Below are 24,968 nucleotides of genomic sequence, written 5' to 3'. Positions count from 1 at the left end.
GGGGCACTGTCACCCTTGGCTCGTACGTCCGAGTCCCCTCCCCCACCCCGGCCGGCCGTCTCCGCCGAAACCTTGACCTGCTGGAGGCCGCACAGGGCGTGTGGGTACCGCGCCTCGTCCACCGGGCCCTCGATGGACGCCACGAGCTGCCGGACGTGGTCGGCGTCGTTGGACAGCCCGCGCAGGGGGTTGGCGGCCGCCACGACTGTGCAGTCGTGCGACTGGCGTGCCTCAACGACACCGTCCCGGCTGGAGGAGTCCGCGAAGGCGCCCTGGACAGGAACGATGGTGGCCGGCTGGACGCGATCCCCGCGCGTACCGAAGTGACCTCACCCTCGGCGCCGGTGACGGCCCCGAAGGGCCGGCCGACGACCTGCATGGCGCTATGAGAGGTCCAGGTCGGCGTACATCCGGTGGTGGTCGGAGTACCGGGAGGGGTGCACGCGGTGTTCGGCGGGGGTGATGCCGCGCAGGAAGACGTAGTCGAACTTGCTCTGCCAGTCGGTGGTCGCCCGGCAGGCACCGGCGGCGGTGCGCGTCGGACGGCACTGGGGGTCCGCGTCGGCGGCCAGTGCCCAGATGCGCGTGAGTTCGGAAGCGTCCGGCACCGCGTTGAAGTCGCCGAGGACGACGGCACGCTCGTGCCGGGCGACTTCGGTGGCGAGTACGCGGGTCTGCCCCGCCCGGAAGGACTCCTGCCGGCGTTGGGCGAGGTGCGTGTTGAAGACCCTGACGTTCCGGCCGCCCACCGTGGTGGTGACCGCCATGTAGCCGCGGTCCTCGGAGCCGCCCTCGGGGTATTCCACGCTGACGTGGTCGGTCATTGGCGCCGCGGAGAGGATCGCCTGGCCGAACTCTCCCGGGTTCCACGGCGTTCCGCCGCAGCGGCTGCGTTTGTGCAGGACCATTCCGTACTCGACGCGGTAGACGAGCCCGTGGCGGTTCCGCAGGTATTCCCGGATGGCCTCGACATCGCGGACGCATGCTTCCTGTACGCCGATGACCTGGGGCGCGAAGACGGCTATCTCCGCTGCCCGGTGGACGTTGCCCGCTTCGCAGGGGTTGCACAGGTTCCAGGTCATGACCCGGTTCGGCACGACGTCCCGGACCGGGTCCACGGGGGCCGCCCGGCCAAAGTGGGGGCCGTCGGGGGCGCTGGAGCCGATGAGGATCACGCAGAGGACGGCCAGGGCACCCACGAGCAACCGTGTGCGACTTGCGAGCACCGTCGCCTCCTCCGTGTCGACGCGCGGAGCGTTCGATGTCTTCACGCACGAGGTTATGGGACAAGTCCTCCGCGCCCCGGGCCGGGGCACGGGTTGCCGCCGGTGCGGCCGGTGTTCCGTGACGCGGGCAGTACCTGAGTAGGAAGTGAGTACGCGCGCTCATGCCCGGCGGGGTGACGGGGAGCACACTCCGAGACATGACGAACCTTCCGCCCCCGGCCGAGGAGCTGCGGCTCCTCGACGCCGAGTTGTGGCACCTCGACGCCCGCCGGGCCGTCCTGCTGCAGCGACGCGCGTGGCTGATCCACACGTTGCGGTCGGCAGCCGCGTCCCGTGGCGGCCAGGACGGCGGTGCCGTGCCGCCGGTGTGGCCGGGCCGGGGCTCCGGCTTCGCCCACCGGCCGGAGGCCACCGCCCCCGGCGTGCAGAACCTGCTCCTCGTCCTCGGCGGAGTCCTGCTGACGGTCGCCGGGGTCGCGTTCACCTTGGTCGGCTGGGGACATATGGGGATCGCCGGACGTTCGCTGGTGCTCGGGGCCGTGACCGTGGGGACCCTGGGCGCGCCGGTGGCGCTCCTGCGCCGAGGACTGACGTCGACGGCCGAGGCTGTCGCCGGTCTGGGGCTCGCCCTCACCGTGCTCGACGCCTACGCGCTGTACCAGGTGGCGTTCACCGGCACGGACGTTCTCACGTACACGGCCGCCGCGTCGGCCGTCCTGGCGGGAGCATGGGCCGCATACGGCCTGGGATCGGGCTCGAAGCCCGCGACGGACGCCCCGGGTGAGGAGGGCACGGAACAGAAGGCGGCACGGCTCATGCTCCGTCTTCCTCTCCCCCTGGCCACGGCGACCGCGCACCTTCCCCTGCTCCTGTGGGCACTCGCCGCCGGCGCGGGGCCGCCCACGCTCACGGCCGTGCTGCTGGTGACCGCGGCGGCCGGAGCCGCCGTCGCACTGCGGACGGGATCGGTGCCGGTGCGGATCGTCGCGGCCGTCGGCTCGCTCGGTACGGGGGCCGTGGGAGTTGTCTCGGCCAGTCTGCTCACCTGGAGTGCTTCCGCCCCGGGCACCGCCGTGCGGTCGGCCGCGCTGCTGGCCCTGGCCGCGTCGACCGCCCTGGTGGTGGCCCGGTTCGTCCCGAAGCCGGACGTCGCGGTGGGCGCGGCGATGACGGCGGGGCTGTGCGTGGCGGCCGGAGCGGGCGGGATGATTCGGGTGTCGCTGCCCGGAGCGTGGACTGTGCCGGGGTGCCTGGTCTGCGGCGTCGCCCTGCTGGCGGCCGTCCGGACGCCGCTCCCCCGGACATCGCGCAGAGGGCTTGTGCTCGCTTCGCTGACCGTCCAGGGTCTCGCGGTGGTGTGGGCGGTGCCTGTGGTCGCCGGGACGCTCCTCGGTCCGGTGGCCGGTGTGGGGCGGCCCTGGTCCGGTGTGCCGCGGGACATCCGAGCCGCCGTGTTCACGGACGTGCCCTGGCCTCCGCACGCGGCCACCGTACCGCTCGTGCTCACCGTCGTCGCGGGCGTGCTGGCGGTGGTGGCCCGGCGCGGTGAGGGACGGCGGCCCGCGGCCGCGGTGGGAGCGCTCGTCCTGGGGTGGGCGGCGGTGCTCGTGCTTCCGCTCGTGCTCGAACTGTCCTACGGCGCGGGCCTGGTGGCGCAGGGCGCCGTGGTCGTGGGCGCGCTGGGCTGCGCGGAGTGGGCCCGCCGTGCGACTGACGGAGCGTCGCCACTGACCCTCACGGCCATGATCCTGGCCCTCGTGACCTCCGTCGCCCTCGCTCTCGTCTCCCTGGCGTCCGAGGCGGTGACGATCGGTGTGCTCGTGGTGTTGACCCTGCTGTTCGGCGCCGCGGGCCCGCGCCCGGGGACCGGTCCGTTCGCGGCGCCCGCGGCTCTCGTTCATGCCACGGCCCTGGCCTGCGCGATCGGCGCGTCCATCGGCTTGCAGCCGCAGCACACGGCGCTGCTGGTTCTCGTCGTGCCCGCCCTCGCGGCCCTCGTCGCGGCACGTCCGGTCGGCTCGTCCACGACTGCGCCGGTCGAAGGGGCGGGCGCGGCAGCGGGGCTGCTCGCCCTCGTTCTCGCCGCGACCGACCCGCCGATGCTGGCTCTGGTGCTCTCGCTCGGCGGGGTCATCGCGGCCGGGACCGCGCTGCGACGAGAGCGGCGGCCGGTCGCCCATGTGGCCGCCGTTTTCTTCCTGCTGGCCACGTGGGTGCGATGGGCGGCCTGGGACGTCACCACGCCGGAGGCCTACACGCTGCCGGTGACCGTGCCCGCACTCGTCGTCGGTTTCCTCGGGCGCCGCCGTGACCCGGCCCTCTCCTCCTGGACGGCGTACGGTGCCGGCCTGGCCGTCACCGCGGTGCCGAGCCTCTTTGCGGCGTGGGGCGACCCGCACTGGCTCCGGCCCCTGCTGCTCGGTACCGCGGCGCTGGCGGCCACCCTGGTGGGAGCCGGCAACCGGCTCAAAGCGCCGCTGGTTCTCGGCGGGGTCGTGCTCGCCCTGGTGGCACTGCACGAGCTCGCCCCGCACGTCGCCCAGGTCGTCGGCCTGCTCCCCCGGTGGGCGCCTCCCGCACTGGCCGGTCTGGTGTTGCTCGCGCTCGGTGCCACCTACGAGCAGCGCCTGCGCGACGCACAGCGCGTACGGGAGGCGTTCGGGCGGTTCCACTAGGCCGCGTGAGACCGTCGGCGTCTCCGCGGACGCGCCGGCGGCTCCCCGGCACCGGACCGTTGGCCGATGCCGGGACCGGCTCCTCCTACGGGGCCATCTCGTAGGCGCCGGACAGCGCCTCGACACGCTCCCAGACGCGGGCCGACCGGGCCTCGTCCACGACGGGCCGCCGGACGGCGCCGAGAGCCCAGCTCTGCTGGAGCTCCGTGGCCGAGTCCTTGCCGTGCAGTTCGACGGCATGGTTCGAGAAGTCACGGACGAGGACGGAGAACAGCTCGTCGAGGACGTCCTCGTCCAGGTCGGTCAGCTCGGCCTGTTCCAGGATCAGCTGACCGTGTACGACCAGGGCGAACAGCTGGCCGACGGCGAGCAGCAGATCCAGGTCGCGGCTCTGCCGCTCGTCGGGTGCCGCGGTGGTGACGAACGTGCACAGGGCATCGGCCTGCTCCCGGAACCGGGCCACGTTCGGCACCCCGGCGTAGGTGTCGAAGGCGGAGCGCCAGTCGTGGAACCGGATCGAGCCGAGCCCGCGGGCCGGGCCCTGCCGGAAGAGGAAGGTGTCGTCGGCGGCGTCGAGACGGGTCGGCACCCGCGGGTGGTCGACCGGGTCCAGCAGGTGGTTGCGCATGAACTTCAGGATCAGCGCCAGGTTGACGTGCACCGTGCCCTCGAGCTTCGGCAGGCCCCGGATCTCGATCGCGGCCTGGGCGAAGTAGTTGTCCTTCTCGAATCCCTTGGCCGCGATGACGTCCCACATCAGGTCGATGACCTTCTCGCCCTCGGTGGTGACCTTCATCTTGGTCATCGGGTTGAAGAGCAGGTACCGGCGGTCGTCCGGGCCGGCGGAGCGGAAGTAGTCGACGGCGCGGGCGCTGAACAGCTTCATGCCGGCCAGGCGCACGTATGCGTCGATCAGCTCCCGCCGTACGTGCGGGAAGGCGGTCACGGGGCGGCCGTACAGGATGCGGGTGTGGGCGTGCGTGACGGCCTCGTACATGGCGTGCTCGCAGATGCCGATCGAGGCGGTGCACAGGTTGAACTTGCCGACGTTGACGGTGTTCAGGGCGGCGTCGAAGGCGGCTCGCCCGGTGTGCAGGACGTCCTCGCGGCCGACCGGGTAGTCCTCAAGCCGGAACTCGCTGACGTACTTGGAGGAGTCGACGACGTTCTTGACCAGGTGGTAGGCGGGATGACGGCTGTCGGCGGCGAAGAAGACGTAGCCCTCCGGCCCCTCGACGTCGGTGCGGCGGCCGAACACCGACACGAGCCCGGCGGCGTTGCCGTTACCGATGTAGTACTTGGAACCGGTCGCCCGGAAGCCGCCCTGCCCGTCGGGCTCCAGCAGCATGTCCGTGGAGTAGATGTCGGCGCCGTGGCTCTTCTCGGAGAGGCCGAACGCGAACACCTCGCCCCGGGCGAGGAGTTCGGCCGCTCGGGCACGGGCGGAGGCGTTGTCGCTCTGCCAGACCGGGCCGAGGCCGAGGATGGTGACCTGCCAGGCGTACCAGTAGTCGAGGCCGTAGAACCCGAAGATCTCGTTGAGGGCCGCGATTCGGGCGGTGTCCCAACGCTGGTCCGGACCGTCGCCGTCCGCCGCCGGGGTCAGGAAGGTGGCGAAGAGGCCCTCCTTCGCGGCGAATGCGAGGAAGTCCTCCAGCCACACTCGTGAGCGGTAGTCCTCGATCAGCCTGCGCTTGCCGCGCGCCTCGAACCAGTCGACCGTGGCACGCAGCAGCCTGCGGGTCTCGGGGTCGAAGTGCGCCGGGTCGTACGTGCGCGGGTTGAACAGGAGCTGGTCGGCCATGAGGGGTGCCTTCCGGATATCGGGTCGAACGGAAACGGGCGGATGCGGACAGGTCGTGGGCGGGTTCGCGAGGGGTCAAAGGCAGGTTCCGGCGCCGACGGGGCTCGAAGTCAGTCTCGGCTGCCGGGTCGCGCGGCGCGGAGCCTGCGGAGGGTGTCGAGGACGTCGTCGAGCCATGCGACGGTCATCCGCTCGAAGGCGATGCCTCCGCGCAGGACGGCGTGCTGGAGCTCCTGGCCGACGTCGAGCGGCCGGGGAGCGTCCGGGCCGCCGAAGTCCCGTCGCTCTCCGGCCAGGTAGTGCCGGAGCCGGTCGTCGTGTGCCTCGCGGTGACGTTCGACCTCGGAGATCAGTGCGGACGGTTCGTCGAAGGCCGCGCCCCGGATCTTGACGGCGAGCTCGTGCCGGATGCTTTCCGGTTCGACCGGCTCGTGCAGCCATGCGGTGAGTGCCGCGCGCCCCGGCGCCGCGACGGAGTACTCCTTCTTGTCCGGCCTTCCCTGCTGCGCCACTTCCCGGACTTCCAGCAGGCCGTCGCCGTCCATGCGCCGCAGCACGCGGTAGATCTGCTGGTGGGTCGCGGTCCAGAAGTATCCGATGGATCGATCGAACCGGCGCGCGAGTTCGTACCCCGAGCCCGGCTTCTCCAGCAGCGAGACGAGGATCGCGTGTTCGAGCGCCATGTTCCGGATCTTTCTATGCAACTTGTTGCATAGACAAGTCGTCGCGCTCCGATGAGATCCGGCTCACTCCGCCTTCACGTGGATTCGCGCGTTTTCTCCATGGTCAGGGCTGCTGCTCCGGCTCCGTCGCGCAGCCCTGACCGGGGAGGCCATGTCCGAGGGCGTGACGACGCGCGCGGCGGAAGTCGGCCCCGGAGGCCTGGCGTGGCCTACGCCGCCAGCGTCTCGTCCTCGCGGGAGACGCTTGTCCGGCCGGCGTACTGCGCGAGCAAGGTGTCTGCCGTGAGCAGTGCCTGATCGACGGTGCGGGCCCCGGTCATCACGCACAGCGTGTACGTCGTGTCCTCGAGCACCCTGCTGGTGTGGCCGGTGGGGCACAGATCGTGCTCGATGCGCGCCTGAGCGAACCGGGCCAGCACCGCACGCAGCTCCTTCTCCGCCGGAAGGATCATGGTGATACCTCTCCCCTCACAAGCCCACCCGCGGCACGGTCGGCCCGCACCGCGAGGAAGTGGCTGTCTCCATCACGTCTGACGGCCGCGGTCCAGGTCCGGCGGCGTCAACCGCACTTCGAATGCCCCGTTCCGACAGGTCTACGCCGCAGCGCCCACCGCCGTTCCGCTCGCCCGTACGCTCCAGCCCGTGCCGGCTGTCCGACGACCGCAGGCGGAGGCCTGGCGCCCAGGCGGACAACGGTCCGCTCACAGTCCGCTGCGCCACCGCGCCGGGTCGATCCGCCCCTCGTACAGGGGGAGTTCCAGGGGAGTTCCAAAGGCTGCCGGCCGTTCGCGAACGTGTCCCGGACTGGGGTGAGACCCGCGGTGCCGTGCTCGCGGACCCGACGGGTATCGGCCAGGCCGAGGACGTCCGTCACGACGATTGCCCGCCGTCATGTGGACCATGCATGGCACCTACCGGGGCACGCCCACCTTCGGCGCTCTGACCGGGCAGCCGGTGACCGTGCTGGGCGTCTCCCAGTTCCTGATCCAGAACGGCCGGATCGTGCGGGAGTACCGCGTGTACGACGAGATCCCGCTGCGCGCCCCGATCAACGCGGCACGCGGGGACGGCGCTGACGAGGTCGACGCCAACATCTACTGAGCCGCACACACCGCAGCTCCCGTCGGACAGCGGCGGCGGGGGCTCCGCGCTGTCAGGCGACCGTCCCGCCCGCGTTGCGGATCAGTCGCCGGAGCACTTTCAGTGTGCTGACGTAGTCCGAGTCGTCGATGCCCTCGTGAAGGGCGGCGCGGATCGCGGGCGCGTTGCGCGCCAGACCGACGCGGGCCCTCTCCCCCTCCTCAGTGAGCCATAGACGGTGCTCGGCGTCCCGGGTCAGCCAGCCGCGTTCCAGGAGCAGCTCGGCCTCCGCTGTCAGATCGTCCTCGGGTCGGATGTAGGAGGTCATGGCCTCCCGAAGGTCGGCCAGGGTCATCCCCTCGCCGTCGGGGGAGATGTCGTTCGCCGACAGGTTGCGCAGCAGCCAGAACTGGGGCTGGGTGTAGCCCTTTTCGACGAGCTGGGACCGGGTGTACGCGATGAGCGCCTCGTAGGCGACCCCGGTCCAGTACGCGGCGGGCTGTCCGGCGAGTTCGGCATCGGAGATCTGCTGGGTCGCCACCATGGGGTGTCCCTCCTGCATTTCGCGGAGCCTGCACGCTCTGCGGTTCATGCAGGGAACATACGACCTCAAGTGCGGTTGAGGGCAAGCAGGTGATCTTCCAAAGGTCGTCGGTGCGGAGGCGGGAAGCCGGCCGGTCCGCGAGCCTTGATCGCTTCCGCGCCCGGTGGCAGGTCGGCCGGCATGGCTGACCCCAGACCCCTCGCCCGGCCGACTGCCCCGATCAAGACCGAGCCGCTCGTACTCCGCGAGTCGGAGGCCCGGGACCGCGCGGCGGTCATCGGGCTGAACGCCACGGACGACTGGTCGGCTACCGCGTGTGCGGTACCCGGGCGCCGCCTGCCGCGTCCGCGGTACCCGGATGCCGCAACGGCGGCAGCGGCAGATGCCCGCGCCTGCTGGACGACCGGCGGGGAGACCGGCGCGCATGCTCGAGCCCGTCGAACGTCGCAATCAGCGACGGAGAGGCTGGCAACGGGCTCGTCGGCGCCGTCGCAGCCGTCCCGCTGGGGGTGGGCGCCGTGTTCCTCGGCCGCCAGGCGCTGACCCGCTCGCGCCGCGACGACCGGCAGACCGATCGGGCGGCCGTCTGACCGCCCTCTGTCTCCGGGCCACGGCCTGCGTGCGGCCACCGCGCGCCGAGGACACGTCGCTGCCACTCTTCGCGCCGCATGCACTGCTCAGGCCCGATGGGGAGACACGCGGTGATCCGCTCTGCCATGAGCCAAGGGTGACGACCACTTGGGCGCCGACACTGTGCACAGGATCGTGAACGACCGATACCGGAAGGGCCGGCGCCACCCTCGGCCACCTGCACGCCACCGCCGCTGAACGGGAGTTCCGACGTGGCTCCGCCCGATGGTTGCCCGTGCCGTGGAGGGGTACCCCGTCGATCTTGGAAGGAGAGAGAGGAGAGTCGTGTCTGAGGACAATGTCAGGAACATCTTCGTGGTCGGCCTCGACGAGGCCAACCTTCCGACGCTCCAGGCCGTACCGGGCGCCGATACACTGCGCTTCCACGGCCTGTTGACGGTGGAGGAGCTACAGGACGGCGAGGTGTCGCTACCGGCGGTCCTGGAAAAGGCACAGAAGGTGCTGGACAGCTTCGACGGAAGCATCGACGCGATAGTCGGCTACTGGGATTTCCCGGTCAGCACCCTCGTCCCGATCCTCGGCGAACGGTACGGCACCCGGACCACCAGCCTCGAGTCGGTGGTCAAGTGCGAGCACAAGTACTGGAGCAGGCTCGAGCAGCAGAAGGTGACGGACCGGCATCCGCGCTTCGGCCGCGTCGACCTGGAGGCGGATCCGCCGCGGCCCCCGGACGGGGTGCGGTTCCCGATGTGGCTGAAGCCCGCTTTGTCCTACTCGTCCGAACTCGCCTTCGGGGTCGGGGACGAGGAGGAGTTCCGGGCGGCCGTCGCGGAGATACGCGAGGGCATCTCCCGTATCGGCCGCCCCTTCGAGCACATCCTCGAACAGGTCGAGCTGCCGCCGGAGATGGACGGTGTCGGTGGCCGGGTGTGTCTCGCCGAGGAGTCGCTGTCGGGTGTGCAGGTCGCGGTGGAGGGTTACGTGCACGAGGGGGAGGTGACCGTCTACGGCACGCTGGACTCCATCGACTACCCGGACACACCGTGCTTCCTGCGTCACCAGTACCCCTCCATGCTGCCCCCGCAGGTCGTCGCCCGGCTGCACGAGGTCACCGAGCGGGTGATGCGCCGCATCGGCTTCGACTCGGCGACGTTCAGCGTGGAGTACTTCTACGACCCCGGCAGCCAGGACATCAGCCTGCTGGAGATCAACCCGCGCCACTCGCAGTCGCACGCCGAGCTGTTCCAGTACGTGGACGGTGTCCCCAACCACCACGCCATGGTCGCCCTCGCCCTCGGGGACGACCCGCGCATGCCCCACCGGCAGGGCCCGTACGCGATGGCGGCCAAGTGGTACCACCGGTGGTTCACGGACGGAGTGGTGCGCCGTGTGCCCTCCCCCGAGGACATCGCCCGCATCGAGAGCGAGATACCGGGTGTACGCATCGAGGTCATGCCCGAGCCCGGCCAGCGGCTTTCCGACCTTTCCCAGCAGGACAGCTACAGCTACGAACTCGCACACATCTTCACCGGCGGCGACGACGAACAGGACTTGCGCAGGAAGTACGACCAGTGCGTCGCCGCCCTGGGCCTCACCTTCGACGAGCCGTCCGAAGGAGCGCGAGGTTAAGGAGCGCCGACCATGCGTCATGTGACCCACCTGCCGCACACCACCAAGGAAGAAGAACACGTCGTCATCCCCATGTCGGACGGCGTCCGTCTGTCGGCGCGCATCTGGCGGCCCACGTCGTCGGACGACGACCCGGTACCGGCGGTGCTGGAGTACATCCCGTACCGCAAGCGTGACCTCACCGCGGAACGCGACTCCATCCACCACCCGTACATCGCCGGGCACGGCTACGCCTGCGTCCGCGTCGACCTGCGGGGCACCGGTGAGTCGGAGGGGGTGCTGCGCGACGAGTACCTGGAGATCGAACAGCGCGACGCCGAGGAGGTACTGGCCTGGCTCGCCGACCAGCCCTGGTGCGACGGCACCACGGGGATGATGGGCCTGTCCTGGGGCGCGTTCGCGGCCCTTCAGGTGGCAGCCCGGCGTCCGCCGAGCCTCAAGGCCATCGTCATCGCGTCCTTCACGGACGACCGGCACGCCGACGACATGCACTACATGGGCGGGGCCATGCTGTCGGACAACCTGGCCGAGGCGGGCACCATGTTCGCCTACGCCACCTGTCCCCCCGACCCGGCCGTGGTGGGCGACCGCTGGCGCGACATGTGGCACGAACGCCTCGAACACGCACGGCCCTGGGTCCTGGAGTGGCTGCGCCACCAACGCCTCGACGACTACTGGCGGCACGCCTCGGTCGCCGAGAACTACCAGGACGTACGCTGCCCGGTGCTCGCCTCCAGCGGCTGGGCGGACGGCTACTCCAACGCGGTCACCCGGCTGCTCGCCCACCTGGACGTCCCCAGGAAGGGGCTCATCGGCCCCTGGTCGCACAAGTTCCCGCACCTCGGTGAGCCGGGCCCCGCCATCGGCTACCTGCAGGAGGTGGTGCGCTGGTGGGACCACTGGCTCAAGGGCGTCGACAACGGCGCCATGGACGGGCCGATGCTGCGGACGTGGATGCAGGACAGCGTCCCACCGTCCACCTCGTACGAGGAACGGCCTGGACGCTGGGTGGCGGAACCCCGCTGGCCGTCCCCGCACGTCCACCCGGTCACGCACCCGCTCATCGGGCACCGGATCGCACCTCCCGGCGCGCTGCACGCAGGGACGGCTCCGGAGGCGACGGAGGACGGAGCGGAGGACACGGGCGTCCGGACCGGCGGAACGGACGGAGCCGGCGATCACAGCGTCCTGACCGTGCGGTCTCCGTTGTCCGTCGGGCAGTTCGCCGGCAAGTGGGCCTCCTACAACGCACCCCCCGACCTGCCCTACGACCAGCGCGAGGAGGACGGCGGCTCACTGGTCTTCGAGACCGCACCGCTCACCGAACGGGTGGAGATCCTCGGTTCGCCCACCCTCGATCTCGACCTGTCGTCCGACGAACCGGTCGCCATGGTGGCCGCACGGCTGTCGGACGTCCGCCCGGACGGAGCGGCCACCCGGGTCACCTACGGCCTTCTCAACCTCACCCGGCTGGACAGCCCGGAGCAGCCCGAGCCCCTCGTGCCCGGCCGTCGCTACCGCGCCACGGTCCACCTCAACGGAGTGGCGCAGAGCTTCCCGCCCGGCCATCGCATCCGGCTCTCCCTGTCCACCTCCTACTGGCCGCTCGCCTGGCCGCCGCCGAAGCCGGCGATGCTCAGCGTCCACGAGCACTCCAGCACGCTCACCCTCCCCGTCCGGCCGCCGGAGAAGGCCGACGACACCCTGGCCGCGCCGTTCGGCGAGGCCGAGGGCACCCCGCCCGTCAGCAGCACGACGGTGACGCCCCCGGAGGAACGGTGGGATGTCAGGCGGGACCTGGTCGGCTACCGCTCCGAGCTGGACACGGTGAAGGACCGGGGCACGGTCCGCTTCGAGGACATCGGCCTGGACGTCGGCCGGCGCGCGCACGAACGCTACGCCTCCGTCGCCGACGACTTCACGTCCGTGAGCGGCGAGTCCACGTGGACCATGGGCTTCCGGCGCGACGACTGGGACGTACGGGTGGTCACCCATACCCGCCTCACCTGCGACGAAGGCCGGTTCTTCGTCGACGCCACACTGGACGGGTACGAAGGCGGCCGACGGGTGTTCTCGCGCACCTGGAACGAGACGGCGCCCCGCGATCTGCTCTAGTGATCCGATCCGGAGGCTCACCGCCAGGTCCTCGTCCGGCGGCGGCACGCGACGGGGCGTGCCGCCGTCGCGGAGGAAACCCGGGCGACCGGGCGGCGATCTCCGCTCCGGGCCGGGATGCTCAGTCGAGACAGAACTCGTTGCCCTCGATGTCCTGCATCACGATGCACGAGTCGTTGCCGTCATACAGAAGCCGCACGCGTACCGCGCCGAGCGGGATGAGGCGTGCGCACTCGGCTTCGAGCGCGGCGAGGCGCTCCTCGCCCACGAGCCCGGTGCCGACCCGCACGTCGAGATGCACCCGGTTCTTGACGACTTTCCCTTCGGGAACGCGCTGGAAGAACAGTCGGGGGCCCGCGCCGGAGGGGTCACCGCAAGCGAACCACGAACCCCGTTCCTCACGCGGCCGCGAGCGATCGAAGTCGTCCCATGTGGCGAACCCCTTCGGCGGCGGCGATACGACGTACCCCAACACCTCGCACCAAAAGCGCGCGAGGCGCTCGGGTTCTGCGCAGTCGAAGGTGACTTGGAACTGCTTGATCGAAGACATCGGCGCACCCTAGCAGGGGGTTTCGCCGCTCATCCGGGGACGGGCACGGGCGCGGCCAAGCGCCTTTCCAAGGCTCAGTCGCCCGTGCCGGGCCGGTGACCGGCGTCACACACGGCCCCTGTCAGCAATCGGGACGCCATCTCGTTCAAGGGGCACGTGAACGAGACAGGGAGCAACGCCATGAAGCACCGCATCGTCGTACTCGGCGCCGGATACGCCGGCGCCTTCGCCGCCGGAAACCTGGCCCGCCGGCTCTCCCCCGCCGACACCGAGATCACCGTCGTCAACGCCGTGCCCGTCTTCGTCGAGCGAATGCGGCTCCACCAGCTCGCGAGCGGCCAGAACATCGCGTTCCGCGAGCTCGCCGACGTGTTCGCGGGCACCGGGGTGCGGCTGCGCCTGGCGCGCGTCACCGGCGTCGACCCGGAGCGCAGGACCGTCACCGTGACCGACGAGGACGGACCCGGCGAGCTCGCGTACGACACGCTTCTCTACGCGCTCGGCAGCTCCGTCGCCCACCACAGCGTCCCCGGGGCGGCCGAATACGCCTTCGATGTGACCGGCCGGTCCTCGGCACTGCGGCTGCGCGAGCGACTGGCCGGTCTGGACGAGGGCGGTACCGTGCTGGTCGTCGGTGAGGGGCTGACCGGCATCGAGACCGCCACCGAGTTCGCCGAGTCCCGGCCCGACCTCTCGGTCGCGCTCGCCGCCGGCGGCGAGCTGGGCGCCTGGCTCTCGCCGGGGGCCCGCCGTCACCTGCGCCGGGCGTTCGAGCGGCTCGGCATCACCGTCCTCGAACACACCCACATCGAGGCAGTCGAGCCGGCACGGGCGATCACCGCCGGCGGTACCTCCGTCCCGGCCGACGTGACGGTGTGGTCGGCCGGGTTCGCCGTACACCCCATCGCGGCCGCCAGCGGCCTGGAGGTCGCCGGGACGGGCCAGATCGTCGTCGACCGCACCATGCGCTCGGTCTCGCACCCGGACGTCTACGCCGCCGGCGACTGCGCCCACGCGATCGGTGACAACGGCCGGCCGCTGCCGATGTCGTGTGCCTCGGCCGGCTTCACCAACATGCAGGCGACCGCCGCGATCATCGCGCGCCTGACGGGCGGCGAGGTTCCGACCACCGGGCTGAAGTACCACGGCAACCACATCAGCCTCGGACGGCGGGACGCGATCTTCCAGATGGTGGACGGGGACGTCCGGTCGAAGTCCTGGTACCTCGGCGGCCGGGCCGCCGCGCGACTCAAGTCGGGAGTGCTCAAGGGGGCCGGTTGGGGCATCGCCCACCCGACCTTCGGCATGCCCAAGCGCAAGCGTCGCCTGGTCAGCACGCCTGAGCGGTCCGGTGTGCCGGGCGCCGCATAGGCTGTCGCGCATGGACAGTGCAGCCATCGATCGTTTCGCGGCCAGCCGGAGCCGGCTGGCCGCGCTCGCGTACCGGCTGCTCGGCTCGGCCGCCGACGCCGAGGACGCCGTGCAGGACACGTTCCTGCGCTGGCAGGCCGCGGATCACGAACGGGTGGAGGTGCCGGAAGCGTGGCTGACCAAGGTCGTCACCAATCTCTGCATCGACCGGCTCCGCTCGGCGCAGGCGCGCCACGAGCGGGCGGCCGGTACCTGGCTCCCCGAGCCGCTCCTCGAGGGCGACCCGATGCTCGACCCGGCCGACACCTTCGAGCAGCGTGAATCGGTGGCCTTGGCCGTACTGACGCTCATGGAGCGGCTCTCGCCGGTCGAGCGGGCCGTCTACGTCCTGCGTGAGGCCTTCTCGTACAGCCACGCCGAGATCGCCGGGATCCTCGACATCACCGAGTCCGCGAGCCAGCAGCACGTCCACCGGGCCCGGGCCCGGGTCACCGCCGAGCGCCGCCGCGGCCGCGAGGCCGACCCCGCGTCGGCCCGCCGGGTCGTCGAGGAGTTCCTCGCCGCCGCCGCGTCAGGGCGCACGGAACGGCTGGTGGCGCTGCTCACCGACGACGTGACGGCGGTCTCGGACGGCGCCGGACTGGCGAGGCGGCTGCTGCGCTACACGACCCGCGAGCGCGTCGCCTCCTACGTGCGGGCCGGCTTCAAGCCCACTGCGGCGAAGCGGCGGCTGGCCGGTGGCTCGCCGGCGATGCACATCGCGTGGGTCAACGGCGCCCCGGCCGTCCTGGCCGTGATCGAGGACCGAGTGGTGGGCGCCGTCGCGTTCGAAGTGCGCGAGGGCAAGGTCGCGTCCCTGTACGGCATCGCCGCCGCGGACCGGCTCGCGCGCCTCAGCGAGTCCTGGCGGCAGCACGGATCCGGCACGCCGGTCATCGAGGCGTGGTGACCCGGTCCGGAGCAGGCGGGAAGGGCGCCTAGAGCTTGCCGAGTTCCCGCATCGCGTCGCGTTCGATGCGCGAGAGCTCGTGCAGGAGGGTGCCGGCCCGCATGAGATTCTTCGCGTCGCCGGTTTCGCCCGCTGTCGCGATGAGGGCGGCCACCCGTGTCCAGAGGGAGGCGGCCTCGGTATACAGGCTGTGGGCAGTGCGCAGGTGGCTGCTGTCGATCAGCTGGGCGCACTCGGCGAGGAAGTCCCGGTAGAGATTGCGGAACAGGGCGCCGCCGGTTCCGGCCTTCTCCATGAGGAGTGCGGCCCGTGGCAGGTCCTCCCGCGGATTGTCGCTGCGCTGAAGCCACTTCAGTACTTGTCCGGCGGTCTTCTCGATGCCCCGATGGCCCAGATTCGCGATGGGCGGGTGCAGGAAGGCGTCCGCGCAGGTCTTGATCGCGGGAATGATTCGCTTCTGCGGCGACGTCAGGTTCTCGGGCGCCGTGATGGTGAAGGAGCGGTGCTTGGCCGTCATGGGGCCGCGTTCGGCCCTGGCCCTGGCCAGACCCGCGAGGCTGGTCGAGACGGCTCCGCCCTGCGGGGCGGTGTCCACCAGGAAGGCGTCCTGTTCGTCGTAGCCGTACATGGCGACGACGTGCCCGCCGAAGTGCGCCTTGCTGCTGAAGTAGTCCAGGTGGTAGCTGTCTAGCTGCAGGCCGACCGGTCGACCGGCGTCAATGGGTGCCGCCACGTTCTGCCATGCCTTGCGCGGAGAGCTGGTCTCCCCGACCCGCAGCTCCAGCCCGAGAACGGCGGCCAGACTCCTGGTGAGCTCGAACGGCTTGACCCGGCCTCCCAGGAAGGGGAAGCTCATGCCTTTGCTGTCCCAGTAGACGAAGGACAGTCCGGAGCCGAGCCCGAACAGCATGGGCTCGGACAAGTCGAGTCCCTCATAGCGCAGCAGCACGCCCAGCGCCGTCGTCTCACAGTGCTGCATACCGCGGGCATCGATGCCTTCCACCATGGTCATGCCGCTCATTCTTCCTCCCCCAGCGCCAGGCCACCGGGGAAGGCGGCGATCGGGCAGGGCTTCCAGTGCTTCGAAGCCCTGCCCGTCGGGGGCCGGTTCGCAGATGTCCGGCCGACGCGCTCGCTACGAGCGGCCGCGAGGTCGTCTCAGGCGACCGCGGTTCCCTCGAGTTCGACCATCAGGTCGGGAACCGCCAACCGTGCCACCCCGAGCATGGTGGTCGTCGGTGCCACCCCGGCCGCGCCCAACCGCGACGCCAGCACGCCGTAGTGTTCGAAGAGCCCGTCGACGTCGGTGGTGTAGACGTTGAGCCGGACCAGGTTCGCGAGGGACATGCCGCCCTCGCGGAGCACGGCCTCCAGATTGTCGATGGTCAGCGCCAACTGCGCCGCCATGTCACCGGCATGCTGGGGCTTGCCCTCGCCACTCATGGCGGCCTGCCCGGAGCAGTACAGGGTCCGGGTGACCCCGGAAACGATCTCTCCCTGGCTGTAACCCATGTCCACCGACCACGTCCACGGGTTGACCGTCGATCGCTCCATTGCCACATCAGCTCCATTCGGTTTCACCGGCAGTACGTACGTCCGAAGACTCCGCAACCACCGTCTTCGGCATCACGTCGAAAAGCCTCCCCGCAAATGACGACATCCTTGGTCATGTATTCCGCTAACGTGCTCGTATGCGTGCCGACCGGTTGATCTCGTTGGTGCTTCTGCTGCGCCGACACGGTCGGCTGACCGCGGCCGCGCTCGCCCGCGAACTGGAGGTGTCCACCCGCACCGTGCTGCGCGACATCGAGGCGCTGTCCGCAGCCGGCGTCCCGGTCTACGCCGAACGCGGCCGGCACGGCGGCTTCGCGTTGTTGCCAGACTTCCGGACCGATCTCACCGGACTGCATCACGACGAGGCCGTTGCCTTGCTGGTCGCCGGCGCGGGACGTGGCGAGCAGGTGTTCGGCCTCGGTCCGGCACTCGCGTCGGCCATGCGCAAGGTGGCGGACGCACTGCCCGAAAGCCACCGGGACACCGCGAGCGACGCCGCCCGGCGATTGCTCGTCGACCCGGAGACCGACCTGCTCTCGCGCCGCCTTCCCACCGGGGAGTTGCCCGATCCCACGATGATCGAGGTCCGGCGCGCGGTACTCGCCGGCCACAAGCTGCGCATCCACTACGCGGCCACGGACCAGGCCCCGCAGTGGCGCACCGTGGACCCGATCGGCCTGGTCACCGTGCGCGGCCGGGGCTACCTGCTGGCCACCAGATCCGGCACCGACCGCACCTACCGCCTGTCGCGGATGCTGGCCGCCGAGGAGCTCCCAGAACCGGCGGAGCGACCGAACCAGGTCGATCTGGACCGGATCTGGCGGGAACGCCGCGCGCAGTTCCTGTCGGACGGCGACCAAGTCGGCGTACTGGTACGGGTGAACCCGCAGCGTCGGGAGGAACTGGTCAGCACCGCGCTGGCCGTCCGTGCCGAGGAACCCGACGCGGACGGCTGGCTGCGGTTGGAGGTGACCTACCAGGACGCACGACACGCGGAGTGGGCGCTGTGGCAGCTCACCACGGACGCGGAAGCGCTGACTCCGCAGTGGTTGCGCACCTCCCTGCGCGACCGCGCGGCCGCGATGGTCTCCTGTTACGGAGTGTCGTACTGACGAGGCTTGACCTCAAGTCAGGTCGAGGTCGCAGAGTGGGTGTGCTTCTGCCGACCGACTGGAAGGAACGGCCATGCGCGCCGTCGTGCTGCACGAGTTCGGACCCGCCGACAACCTCCGTTACGAGACGGTGCCCGATCCGGTTCCGGGCCCGGGCGAGGTCCTCGTCTCGGTGAGGGCCGCGGGAGTCCACCAGATCGAGACGGCCCTGCGCGAAGGACTGGAGATCGGTCCGCCGCTTCCCCGGCTTCCGGCTGTCTTCGGGGGCGAGGTGGCCGGCGTCGTCGAGTCGGTCGGGCCGGGCGTGGACACGGCCTGGATCGGCGCCAAGGTGGTGACCTCCCACGGCAGGCCGGGCGGCTACGCCGAGCTTGCCGTCGCAGACGTCGCGTCCCTGCACCGGATCCCGGCCGGACTGGGCTACGAGGCCGCCGTCACGATGGTCGTCACCGGCACCACCGCCATCGGCCTGCTCGACATCGCGGAACTCACCTCCGACGACGTAGTTCTGGTCACGTCCGCCGCCGGTGGGATCGGCCGTCTGGTCGTCCAGTTCGCCCTCCGCCTCGGCGCCACGGTGATCGGCGCGGCGGGCGGTCCGGCCAAGACGGCGGCCGTGCGCGAGCTGGGAGCCGATGTCGCGGTCGACTACAACCTGCCCGACTGGGCGGACACGGTCCGCCGCGCCCTGGGCCGGCGCGGTGTCACGGTCGTTCTGGACGGTGTCGAGGGCGACAAAGGACGGGCCGCCTTCGGACTGCTGACCGAAGGCGGGCGCCACCTCAGCATCGGCGCGGCCTCCAGGGAGGAATTCCGCCCGGGCGAGGCGGAGATGAAGGAGCGCGGCGTACGCTTCATCGACGCGCTGGCCCTGCTGTTGGAGGGCCAGGACGCGCCCGCCGACGAAGCTCGCGCACTCGCGGCGGCCGCCGACGGGAGCCTGGAGCCCGCCTTCCAGAGCTTCCCCCTGTCGCAGGCCGCAGCGGCGCACGCCGCTCTGGAGTCGCGGGAGACGACAGGCAAGGTCGTTCTCGTCCCCGACGCTCGATGACGAGTACCTCGTCCGGTACGGTCACGGCATTGTTGTTGCTGCCGGGTGCCACGGGACTCGTCTGTGGCACCCTGTCTCGCCCAGAACTGAGAGTAGGTTTCGTCAATGGCATGTCGTATCAGTGAACTTGTGCTCGGCTGCCGCGACCCCGAGGTGCTGGCGCGGTTCTGGTGCGAGGTCCTGGACTTCGTCGTGCTCGATCGCGAGGACGACGGCACGCTGGAGATCGGGCCGCGCAAAGGGTTCGGCGGCCCGCAGCCGACAATCATCCTCAGTCGCAGGGACGAGCCGGAGAAGGGGAAGTCCCGGCTGCACATCGACGTCAACGCCACCGACCGCGATCAGGACGCCGAGCTGGAACGCCTTCTCGGGCTGGGTGCGCGCCCAGCCGACATCGGCCAGACGGGGCAGGAGCAGTGGCATGTCCTGACCGACCCCGAAGGCAACGAGTTCTGCCTGCTCAGGGCCCGCCTCAACCCACTCTGACGCTAGTCACGCGGCTTCCGCCGACGCAGCCGCCACCGCGCCGTCGCCACGACGGCGTACGGCTGCGTCGCCGCCCGGCGGCCATGGCCGTCTCGCTTGCGGGCCATGCGGAGGGCGCCAGGTCGGCGAGCGTGACTCCGCCCTCCGCCAGCGTCCTCCACTGCGAACCTCGGCGCTCCCCCAATTGCCCTTCGCGTCGAGCCACCGAGCGCTAGTGTTCGGATGCAGCCAGCTGATCCACGAGGAGTTGCAGACATGGTCGGTCTTCCCAGCGCGCGTTGACGTTGTGGGCCGATCGGCCTGTCATCGCGTGCTGCCCTTGATGTCGCGGCACAGCGAGCCTTCCCCTGCCCGAACCGTCGGCGCACCCGTCGTGTGCCCGGTGATGGGCCTCGTTGTCGGCGCTCCGAGGGATCCCTGTGTCATCCGCGTCCACCCCCGCATCCGATTCCGGCCGCCCCGTTTCGCCGAGCCTGTGGCGGGACAGCGACTTCCGCAGACTCTGGGTGGGACAGACCGCCTCCCAACTCGGAGAACACACCGCCCTGGTGGTGCTCCCGCTCTTCGCCGTCCTGACGCTCCATGCCAGTGCCACCCAGCTGGGCATCCTGCGGGCCGTGGGCCAGGCGCCGATCCTGTTGCTCGCGCTTCTCGCCGGCGCATGGGTGGACAGGTGGCGCACCCGCACAGTGATGGTGCTGACCGACGTCGGCCGGTCCCTCGTCCTGGGAGCAGCCGCCCTGGCCGGTCTGTTCGGCTGGCTCGGCCTGCACGCCCTCTTCGTGGTCGCCTTCGCCGTCGGGGCCCTCTCCGTGTTCTTCGACGTGGCTTACCAGGCCTCGCTTGTACGCCTGGTACGACGCGATCAGCTGGTGCGGGGCAACAGCGCGCTCGAGGGCAGCCGGTCCGCGGCCCAGATCGGCGGCCCCGCCCTCGGCGGTGCGTTGGTGTCCCTGTTGTCGGCGCCGGTCGCGGTCGCCTCCAGCGCGCTGTTCTTCGCGCTGTCGTTCCTGTCGATACGGCGGATCCGTCGAATCGAATCCACCCCACCGCACCTGGAACGTCCGTCTCGGGTCCGGCGGCGGATCCACGAGGGGCTCCGGTTCGTCGTCAGCAACGCCGAGCTGCGGACCGTGTGCCTGGCCTCGGCGTCCTTCCAGTTCTCCTTCGCGGCCGTGATGACCGGCTATCTGCTCTTCCTGCCGCGAGAACTGCACCTTTCCGGCACCGCCGTCGGGCTGTCGCTCGCGGCGACGGGACCGGGCGCGCTCGTGGGCTCCGTGCTGGCCGCCCGTCTGCCGAACCGGTTCGGGTACGGCCCGGTACTCGTGGCCGCGGCGGCTCTCGGCGACGGCGTGTTCCTGTGCGTACCGGCGCTGCACGGCTCCTCCGCTGTGACCGTTCCCGTGCTTCTCGCGGTCAACTTCGTGTTCGGAGCCGGGGGCCAGTTGGTGAACGTGGCACTCATGGCCGTACGGCAGACGGCCACTCCGGACGGGATGCAAGGCCGGACGGCCGCGACGATCACGTTCGTCGGCATGGGGCTGACCCCGCTCGGCTCCCTGCTCGGCGGGTTCCTCGCCGGGCAATGGGGGCCGCGCACCAGTCTCCTGGCAACGGCCGCAGGCATGCTGCTGTCCCCGGTGGTGATGGTCCTGTCCCCGCTCGCACGCCTCGGACGGACGCTGCCGGCGGCCCCGGACACGCCACTGCCGGCCTGCCGCTCCGAGCTCCACGAGTCCGGCAGCAGCCGCCTTCCAGGTGACGTCGAGTGACACGGGCCATCTCGAGACCCGGCGATGACCAGTCCGCGTACACGACGACCAGACACAGAACCGCGGACGGCAGGACTCACGGCACACGCCATGGGCCGGTCGGTCCACTACGGATGCAGTTCCAGGCTGATGTGCGGGGACAGCGCACGCAGGAAGTCCGCGGCGTCGAAGGCCTCGCCCGCGGAGACGACCCCGACCGCGGCGGCACGTCCGTCGAGGACACGGCCGAGGGCTTCCACCACCAGCGGTGCGGTGACGGCGTAGATGTCCTGTCCCCGGGCCACGGCGCGCCGTTCGGTGTCGCCCGAGCGCACCAGGACGTCGACGAGGAAGGTCTGGGCGGATCTTCCGCGCTCGTCCACCGCGGCCGGTGCCGGCGTGTCCGGGGCGGCGATGTCTCGGGCCGCCTCGACCGTCATGTAGGTGCGCACTTCGGGAATGGTCAGGTGGCTCGGTATGGTCACGACGTCGGCCATCGTGAACTCCGCGAGCACGGGGCGCCGTCCCACGGGGTCGGGGAAGGGCCAGTCCTCGGTCCGCGCGGCGTCGTTCGTGTACTCCAACCGCCCGCCGGTGTAGCGCACCCGCCGGCCGTCGCGCCGCTGCCGTGAGACGGCGCCTGCCGTGCGAGTGCCGGCGGTGGGGTGCCATTCGCTCAGTGCGTAGGCGATGTGCGCCTCGTCGGCCACCGTCCAGTCACCCATCGCGGCAGAGGCCAGCAGGTCACCGAGTCCGCCGAAGAAGGCCATCGCCGGGACGATCACCGCCCCCGCGTCCCGGGCGCGGTCGGCGAAGTGGGCGAAGGTGTCGGCGTTGGCCTCGATCTCGGCCGCCACGTCGAGGTACGGGAGCCCCGCCCGCAGGGCCGCCTCGATCACCGGTGCGGCCGTCACGGCGAAGGGGCCGGCGCAGTTGATCACGGCCGCCGCTCCGGCCAGCGCACGGTCGAGCGAGGCCGGGTCGTCGACCGACGCCGGGCGGGCGTCCAGCCCCGTCTCGTATGCCAGCTCCTTCAGCCTCCCGACGTCGCGACCGGAGAGGACCGGGCGGAAGCCACGCTCCCTCAGCTCTGCCACCACGAACCGGCCGGTGTGCCCGTAGGCGCCGAACACCACCACTGTCTGGCCCGACTCCATGAGTTCTCCCCTTCACTCGAACGACCCGCTGCGCTCCGACACGAACATCCTCACGAGAACCGGCCCCCGCCACTACTGTCCGGAACGCCATCACCCATACAATTCCGGACATGACCACTGTCGCGCTGGCCGCCACCGACGGCATGCTGCACTTCGAACTGTCCTTGGCGTGCGAGGTCTTCGGAACCGGTCCGGCGGGCATGGCCGGCCCCTGGTACGGCCTCTCGGTCTGCGGCCCGGGCGCCGTGCGGGTCGGCCGCTTCCGGCTGGAGCCCGACCACGGGCTCGACCACCTCCCGCACGCCGACACCGTGATCGTGCCGGGGTGGGCCGACATCGACCGGGATCCGCCGGCCGACCTGGTCGATGCGGTGCGCGAGGCCCACGAGGCCGGCGCGCGTGTGGCCTCCCTGTGCACGGGCGCCTTCGTGCTGGCCGCGGCCGGCCTGCTGGACGGCAAGCGCGCGACCACGCACTGGGCCCACACCGAGGAACTGGCCCGACGCCATCCACGGGTGACGGTGGACCCGGACGTCCTCTACGTCGACAACGGCAGCGTGCTCACCTCCGCCGGCAAGGCAGCGGCCATGGACCTGTGCCTCCATCTCGTCCGTCTCGACCACGGCTCGTCGGTCGCCAACAGTCTCGCCCGCCGCCTGGTCGTGCCGCCCCACCGGGACGGCGGGCAGGCCCAGTTCGTGACCACTCCGGTCCCCGCCCCGGGCAACCACCCGCTCGCCGAGCTCTTCCCCTGGGTCATGCAGCGCCTCGACCACCCGCTCACCGTCGAGGACCTGGCCCGCCAGGCACGCATGAGCTCGCGCCACCTGGGCCGCCACTTCAGGTCGGCGACCGGCACCACCCCACTGCAGTGGTTGCTCACCCAACGCATCCGTTACGCGCAGGAACTGCTGGAGACCAGCGACGCCACCATAGACGCGATCGCGACGGCAACCGGCATGGGCACCGCCACGACGCTGCGCCGGCACTTCCACCGGACGGTCGGTGTGCCGCCGGACGCCTACCGCCGCACCTTCCGCTCGCGGACCCGACTCGCCCGGACGACCCCGGAGTCCGCGCCTCCCCGTCCAACCCGGTGACCGCTTCGCCCGGCGGCGGACCACCCCGTCGAACCGACCGCGATCGTTGCGGATCGGCGGATTGACGGATTGGCGGCCGTGCGCGGTGGGCAGGGAGCCACGTGATGTCATGCACACGACTGCCCTTCCCCCACAAGGAGGTCGAACCATGCACGTCCGTACCCTGACCGGCGGCCTGGCCGCGGCTCTGCTGCTGTCCCTTCCCCCGCTGAGCGGCCAGGCCGTGGCCGCCGAACCGTCCGGCGGCACCACGCTCCCCCTGTCCGCCGCCCGGGTGCTCACCTACGACGCGAGCGGCTCCGCGGAGTTCGCGTCCGCGGTCGACCGGGGCGCGGCGATCTGGAACGAGAGCGTCGACGGCGTGGTACTGCGTCCCGCCGCGTCCGGGCAGCGCGCCAACATCCGGGTCCTCGCCGACAACGGCTGGCCGCGCGCCCTGCCCACGTCCCTGGGCAACGGCACCGTCTACATCGGACGCCAGGCCGTGAACCAGGGCTACAACACGGTGCGCATCTCGTCCCACGAGCTCGGCCACATCCTGGGCCTGCCGGACCGCAAGCCCGGCCCCTGCTCCAGCCTGATGTCGGGTTCCAGCGCGGGCGTCCCGTGCACCAATCCCTACCCGAACGCGGCCGAGAGGGCCGAGGTCGAGGACAACTTCCAGGCAGGCTTCTCGGCAGCCTCCCGGGCACCGGTGCCGACGCCGCGGGCCGCCACGGTCGGGGACTGACCGGGCGCACGGGACCGCGAGTCGACGCTGGGCCGCCGCCGGGTCCGGGCCTAGCATCGAAGGCGTGGACCTTCCCCATGACCTGATCGTCCTGGAGCGGGCGGCGGAAGAGCAGCGTGCGCGCCTCGCCGGACTCGACGGCGAGGAGTTCGACGTGCAGCACCGGGCCTGGCAGGAGGCCGCCCGGGCCGCGCAGGCGGCGATCGCCGATCACGCCACGGTCAGCGGCCAGTCGGCGGAAGCCGTCGAGAGCGAGGTCAAGAGCGCCGTCCGGCGGACGGAAGAGGACCCCGCCGAGTAGCCGGTCGCGAGGTGAGCGCGGCGACCGGCATGGCCGCGGCCTCACCGACCGGACCCGCGCCGGAGTCCGCGTCGGCCAACCGCTCCGGGCCGCCGCCGGCCACATACTCCCCCATCGGGCTTCCCGCCGCGCCCGAAGCAGACGGTCAAGCCCCGGGCGGGGCGGCGCGCTCGGCTCGCCGGTGCGGGCGTGCAGCGTCGCGGGCGTGGTGGGCGCCGCGACGCGGCGCGCGAGGCTTACGGAGAGGGGTATCGCTGGTCTCCTCGGTTCTCGGCGCACGGTTCTCGGCGCACGGCGCACGGCGCACGGCGCACCGACCAGTGCCGGCCCCCCTCCGCGGGACCTCTTCCGCACCGGGCCGCCGCTGCGAAGCGAGCACATTATGTTGGTCCTGTGCAGCTTCGCGGTCGACCCCATGGAACCCGGACGAGGCGGCCCATCTCGCTGGGCGGTGCCCGGCGACGCCGTGATAGCACGGAGTACCAGATGGGAAAGGGCTCACGATC

At 71.2% G+C, this 24,968-nt stretch carries 23 protein-coding genes and 1 pseudogene; 15 read left to right on the top strand and 9 right to left on the bottom strand.

The window, feature by feature from the left end; translation table 11 throughout:
• Nucleotides 1-383: 383 nt before the first annotated feature.
• Nucleotides 384-1,226 (bottom strand): endonuclease/exonuclease/phosphatase family protein, encoded by an 843-nt coding sequence (locus tag EBH09_RS35820; RefSeq protein ID WP_238697543.1) that lies wholly within the window; start codon nt 1,224-1,226, stop codon nt 384-386.
• 197 nt (nt 1,227-1,423) lie between these two features.
• Here EBH09_RS35820 and EBH09_RS35815 point away from each other — a divergent pair, with 197 nt between their 5' ends.
• Nucleotides 1,424-3,901 carry a hypothetical protein gene (locus tag EBH09_RS35815; RefSeq protein WP_121750922.1) on the top strand — a complete coding sequence of 826 codons (2,478 nt, stop codon included), beginning with the start codon at nt 1,424-1,426 and terminating at the stop codon, nt 3,899-3,901.
• Between the two features lie 85 nt (nt 3,902-3,986).
• Here EBH09_RS35815 and EBH09_RS35810 read toward each other — a convergent pair whose 3' ends face one another.
• The 3 genes from EBH09_RS35810 to EBH09_RS35800 form a co-directional block, all read right to left on the bottom strand.
• The gene (locus EBH09_RS35810; protein ID WP_121750921.1) at nt 3,987-5,705 is read right to left on the bottom strand and encodes an acyl-CoA dehydrogenase family protein; all 1,719 of its coding nucleotides are present in this window, start codon (nt 5,703-5,705) and stop codon (nt 3,987-3,989) included.
• Between the two features lie 110 nt (nt 5,706-5,815).
• Complete coding sequence (locus EBH09_RS35805) at nt 5,816-6,388, bottom strand: PadR family transcriptional regulator (RefSeq protein ID WP_121750920.1); 573 nt, start codon at nt 6,386-6,388, stop codon at nt 5,816-5,818.
• A 209-nt stretch (nt 6,389-6,597) separates the two neighbouring features.
• A complete protein-coding gene (locus EBH09_RS35800) occupies nt 6,598-6,840 on the bottom strand; it encodes a DUF5133 domain-containing protein (RefSeq protein WP_121750919.1) in 243 nt (80 codons plus the stop codon).
• A gap of 439 nt (nt 6,841-7,279) precedes the next feature.
• Here EBH09_RS35800 and EBH09_RS35795 point away from each other — a divergent pair, with 439 nt between their 5' ends.
• Nucleotides 7,280-7,489: a hypothetical protein gene (locus EBH09_RS35795; protein ID WP_121750918.1), complete on the top strand. Its 210-nt coding sequence runs from the start codon at nt 7,280-7,282 to the stop codon at nt 7,487-7,489.
• Nucleotides 7,490-7,541: 52 nt separating this feature from the next.
• Here the strand turns inward: EBH09_RS35795 and EBH09_RS35790 are convergent, their stop codons facing one another.
• Nucleotides 7,542-8,009 (bottom strand): MarR family winged helix-turn-helix transcriptional regulator, encoded by a 468-nt coding sequence (locus EBH09_RS35790; RefSeq protein WP_121751185.1) that lies wholly within the window; start codon nt 8,007-8,009, stop codon nt 7,542-7,544.
• Between the two features lie 183 nt (nt 8,010-8,192).
• Between EBH09_RS35790 and EBH09_RS39625 the strand changes: the two are divergent.
• The 4 genes and pseudogenes from EBH09_RS39625 to EBH09_RS35775 form a co-directional block, all read left to right on the top strand.
• A pseudogene (locus EBH09_RS39625) lies at nt 8,193-8,306 on the top strand (GNAT family N-acetyltransferase); the annotation flags it as partial.
• A 20-nt stretch (nt 8,307-8,326) separates the two neighbouring features.
• A complete protein-coding gene (locus EBH09_RS39620) occupies nt 8,327-8,602 on the top strand; it encodes a DUF6223 family protein (protein ID WP_121750917.1) in 276 nt (91 codons plus the stop codon).
• A gap of 325 nt (nt 8,603-8,927) precedes the next feature.
• On the top strand, nt 8,928-10,232 hold the full coding sequence (locus EBH09_RS35780; protein ID WP_121750916.1) for an ATP-grasp domain-containing protein: 1,305 nt from the start codon (nt 8,928-8,930) through the stop codon (nt 10,230-10,232).
• 12 nt (nt 10,233-10,244) lie between these two features.
• Complete coding sequence (locus EBH09_RS35775; protein ID WP_121750915.1) at nt 10,245-12,347, top strand: CocE/NonD family hydrolase; 2,103 nt, start codon at nt 10,245-10,247, stop codon at nt 12,345-12,347.
• Between the two features lie 121 nt (nt 12,348-12,468).
• Here the strand turns inward: EBH09_RS35775 and EBH09_RS35770 are convergent, their stop codons facing one another.
• Nucleotides 12,469-12,897 (bottom strand): VOC family protein, encoded by a 429-nt coding sequence (locus tag EBH09_RS35770; RefSeq protein ID WP_121750914.1) that lies wholly within the window; start codon nt 12,895-12,897, stop codon nt 12,469-12,471.
• A gap of 180 nt (nt 12,898-13,077) precedes the next feature.
• Here EBH09_RS35770 and EBH09_RS35765 point away from each other — a divergent pair, with 180 nt between their 5' ends.
• Nucleotides 13,078-14,268 carry an FAD-dependent oxidoreductase gene (locus EBH09_RS35765; RefSeq protein WP_121750913.1) on the top strand — a complete coding sequence of 397 codons (1,191 nt, stop codon included), beginning with the start codon at nt 13,078-13,080 and terminating at the stop codon, nt 14,266-14,268.
• Nucleotides 14,269-14,278: 10 nt separating this feature from the next.
• A complete protein-coding gene (locus EBH09_RS35760) occupies nt 14,279-15,217 on the top strand; it encodes a sigma-70 family RNA polymerase sigma factor (protein WP_121750912.1) in 939 nt (312 codons plus the stop codon).
• Nucleotides 15,218-15,245: 28 nt separating this feature from the next.
• Here the strand turns inward: EBH09_RS35760 and EBH09_RS35755 are convergent, their stop codons facing one another.
• Together EBH09_RS35755 and EBH09_RS35750 are read right to left on the bottom strand one after the other, a co-directional pair.
• On the bottom strand, nt 15,246-16,229 hold the full coding sequence (locus EBH09_RS35755; protein WP_121750911.1) for a BtrH N-terminal domain-containing protein: 984 nt from the start codon (nt 16,227-16,229) through the stop codon (nt 15,246-15,248).
• Between the two features lie 146 nt (nt 16,230-16,375).
• Complete coding sequence (locus EBH09_RS35750) at nt 16,376-16,771, bottom strand: RidA family protein (protein ID WP_121750910.1); 396 nt, start codon at nt 16,769-16,771, stop codon at nt 16,376-16,378.
• A gap of 137 nt (nt 16,772-16,908) precedes the next feature.
• Here EBH09_RS35750 and EBH09_RS35745 point away from each other — a divergent pair, with 137 nt between their 5' ends.
• From EBH09_RS35745 to EBH09_RS35730, 4 genes are all read left to right on the top strand, one after another.
• A complete protein-coding gene (locus EBH09_RS35745) occupies nt 16,909-17,883 on the top strand; it encodes a WYL domain-containing protein (protein ID WP_121750909.1) in 975 nt (324 codons plus the stop codon).
• Nucleotides 17,884-17,956: 73 nt separating this feature from the next.
• Nucleotides 17,957-18,934 carry a zinc-binding dehydrogenase gene (locus tag EBH09_RS35740; RefSeq protein ID WP_121750908.1) on the top strand — a complete coding sequence of 326 codons (978 nt, stop codon included), beginning with the start codon at nt 17,957-17,959 and terminating at the stop codon, nt 18,932-18,934.
• A gap of 105 nt (nt 18,935-19,039) precedes the next feature.
• Nucleotides 19,040-19,420 (top strand): VOC family protein, encoded by a 381-nt coding sequence (locus EBH09_RS35735; protein WP_121750907.1) that lies wholly within the window; start codon nt 19,040-19,042, stop codon nt 19,418-19,420.
• 419 nt (nt 19,421-19,839) lie between these two features.
• Nucleotides 19,840-21,195 carry an MFS transporter gene (locus tag EBH09_RS35730; protein ID WP_121750906.1) on the top strand — a complete coding sequence of 452 codons (1,356 nt, stop codon included), beginning with the start codon at nt 19,840-19,842 and terminating at the stop codon, nt 21,193-21,195.
• A 107-nt stretch (nt 21,196-21,302) separates the two neighbouring features.
• Here the strand turns inward: EBH09_RS35730 and EBH09_RS35725 are convergent, their stop codons facing one another.
• Nucleotides 21,303-22,331 (bottom strand): saccharopine dehydrogenase NADP-binding domain-containing protein, encoded by a 1,029-nt coding sequence (locus EBH09_RS35725; RefSeq protein ID WP_121750905.1) that lies wholly within the window; start codon nt 22,329-22,331, stop codon nt 21,303-21,305.
• Between the two features lie 110 nt (nt 22,332-22,441).
• Here EBH09_RS35725 and EBH09_RS35720 point away from each other — a divergent pair, with 110 nt between their 5' ends.
• The 3 genes from EBH09_RS35720 (at nt 22,442) to EBH09_RS35710 (ending at nt 24,462) form a co-directional block, all read left to right on the top strand.
• The gene (locus EBH09_RS35720; protein ID WP_121750904.1) at nt 22,442-23,431 is read left to right on the top strand and encodes a helix-turn-helix domain-containing protein; all 990 of its coding nucleotides are present in this window, start codon (nt 22,442-22,444) and stop codon (nt 23,429-23,431) included.
• 148 nt (nt 23,432-23,579) lie between these two features.
• Nucleotides 23,580-24,161 carry a snapalysin family zinc-dependent metalloprotease gene (locus EBH09_RS35715; RefSeq protein ID WP_121750903.1) on the top strand — a complete coding sequence of 194 codons (582 nt, stop codon included), beginning with the start codon at nt 23,580-23,582 and terminating at the stop codon, nt 24,159-24,161.
• A gap of 64 nt (nt 24,162-24,225) precedes the next feature.
• A complete protein-coding gene (locus EBH09_RS35710; RefSeq protein WP_238697542.1) occupies nt 24,226-24,462 on the top strand; it encodes a hypothetical protein in 237 nt (78 codons plus the stop codon).
• The last annotated feature ends 506 nt before the right edge of the window (nt 24,463-24,968 follow it).

It is taken from the genome of Streptomyces sp. E2N166 (genome assembly GCF_003671715.1).
Lineage (GTDB): Bacteria > Actinomycetota > Actinomycetes > Streptomycetales > Streptomycetaceae > Streptomyces > Streptomyces thinghirensis.
The sequence above is the reverse complement of the archived record's forward strand: the minus strand, read 5'-3'. Positions and strand labels throughout refer to the sequence as shown.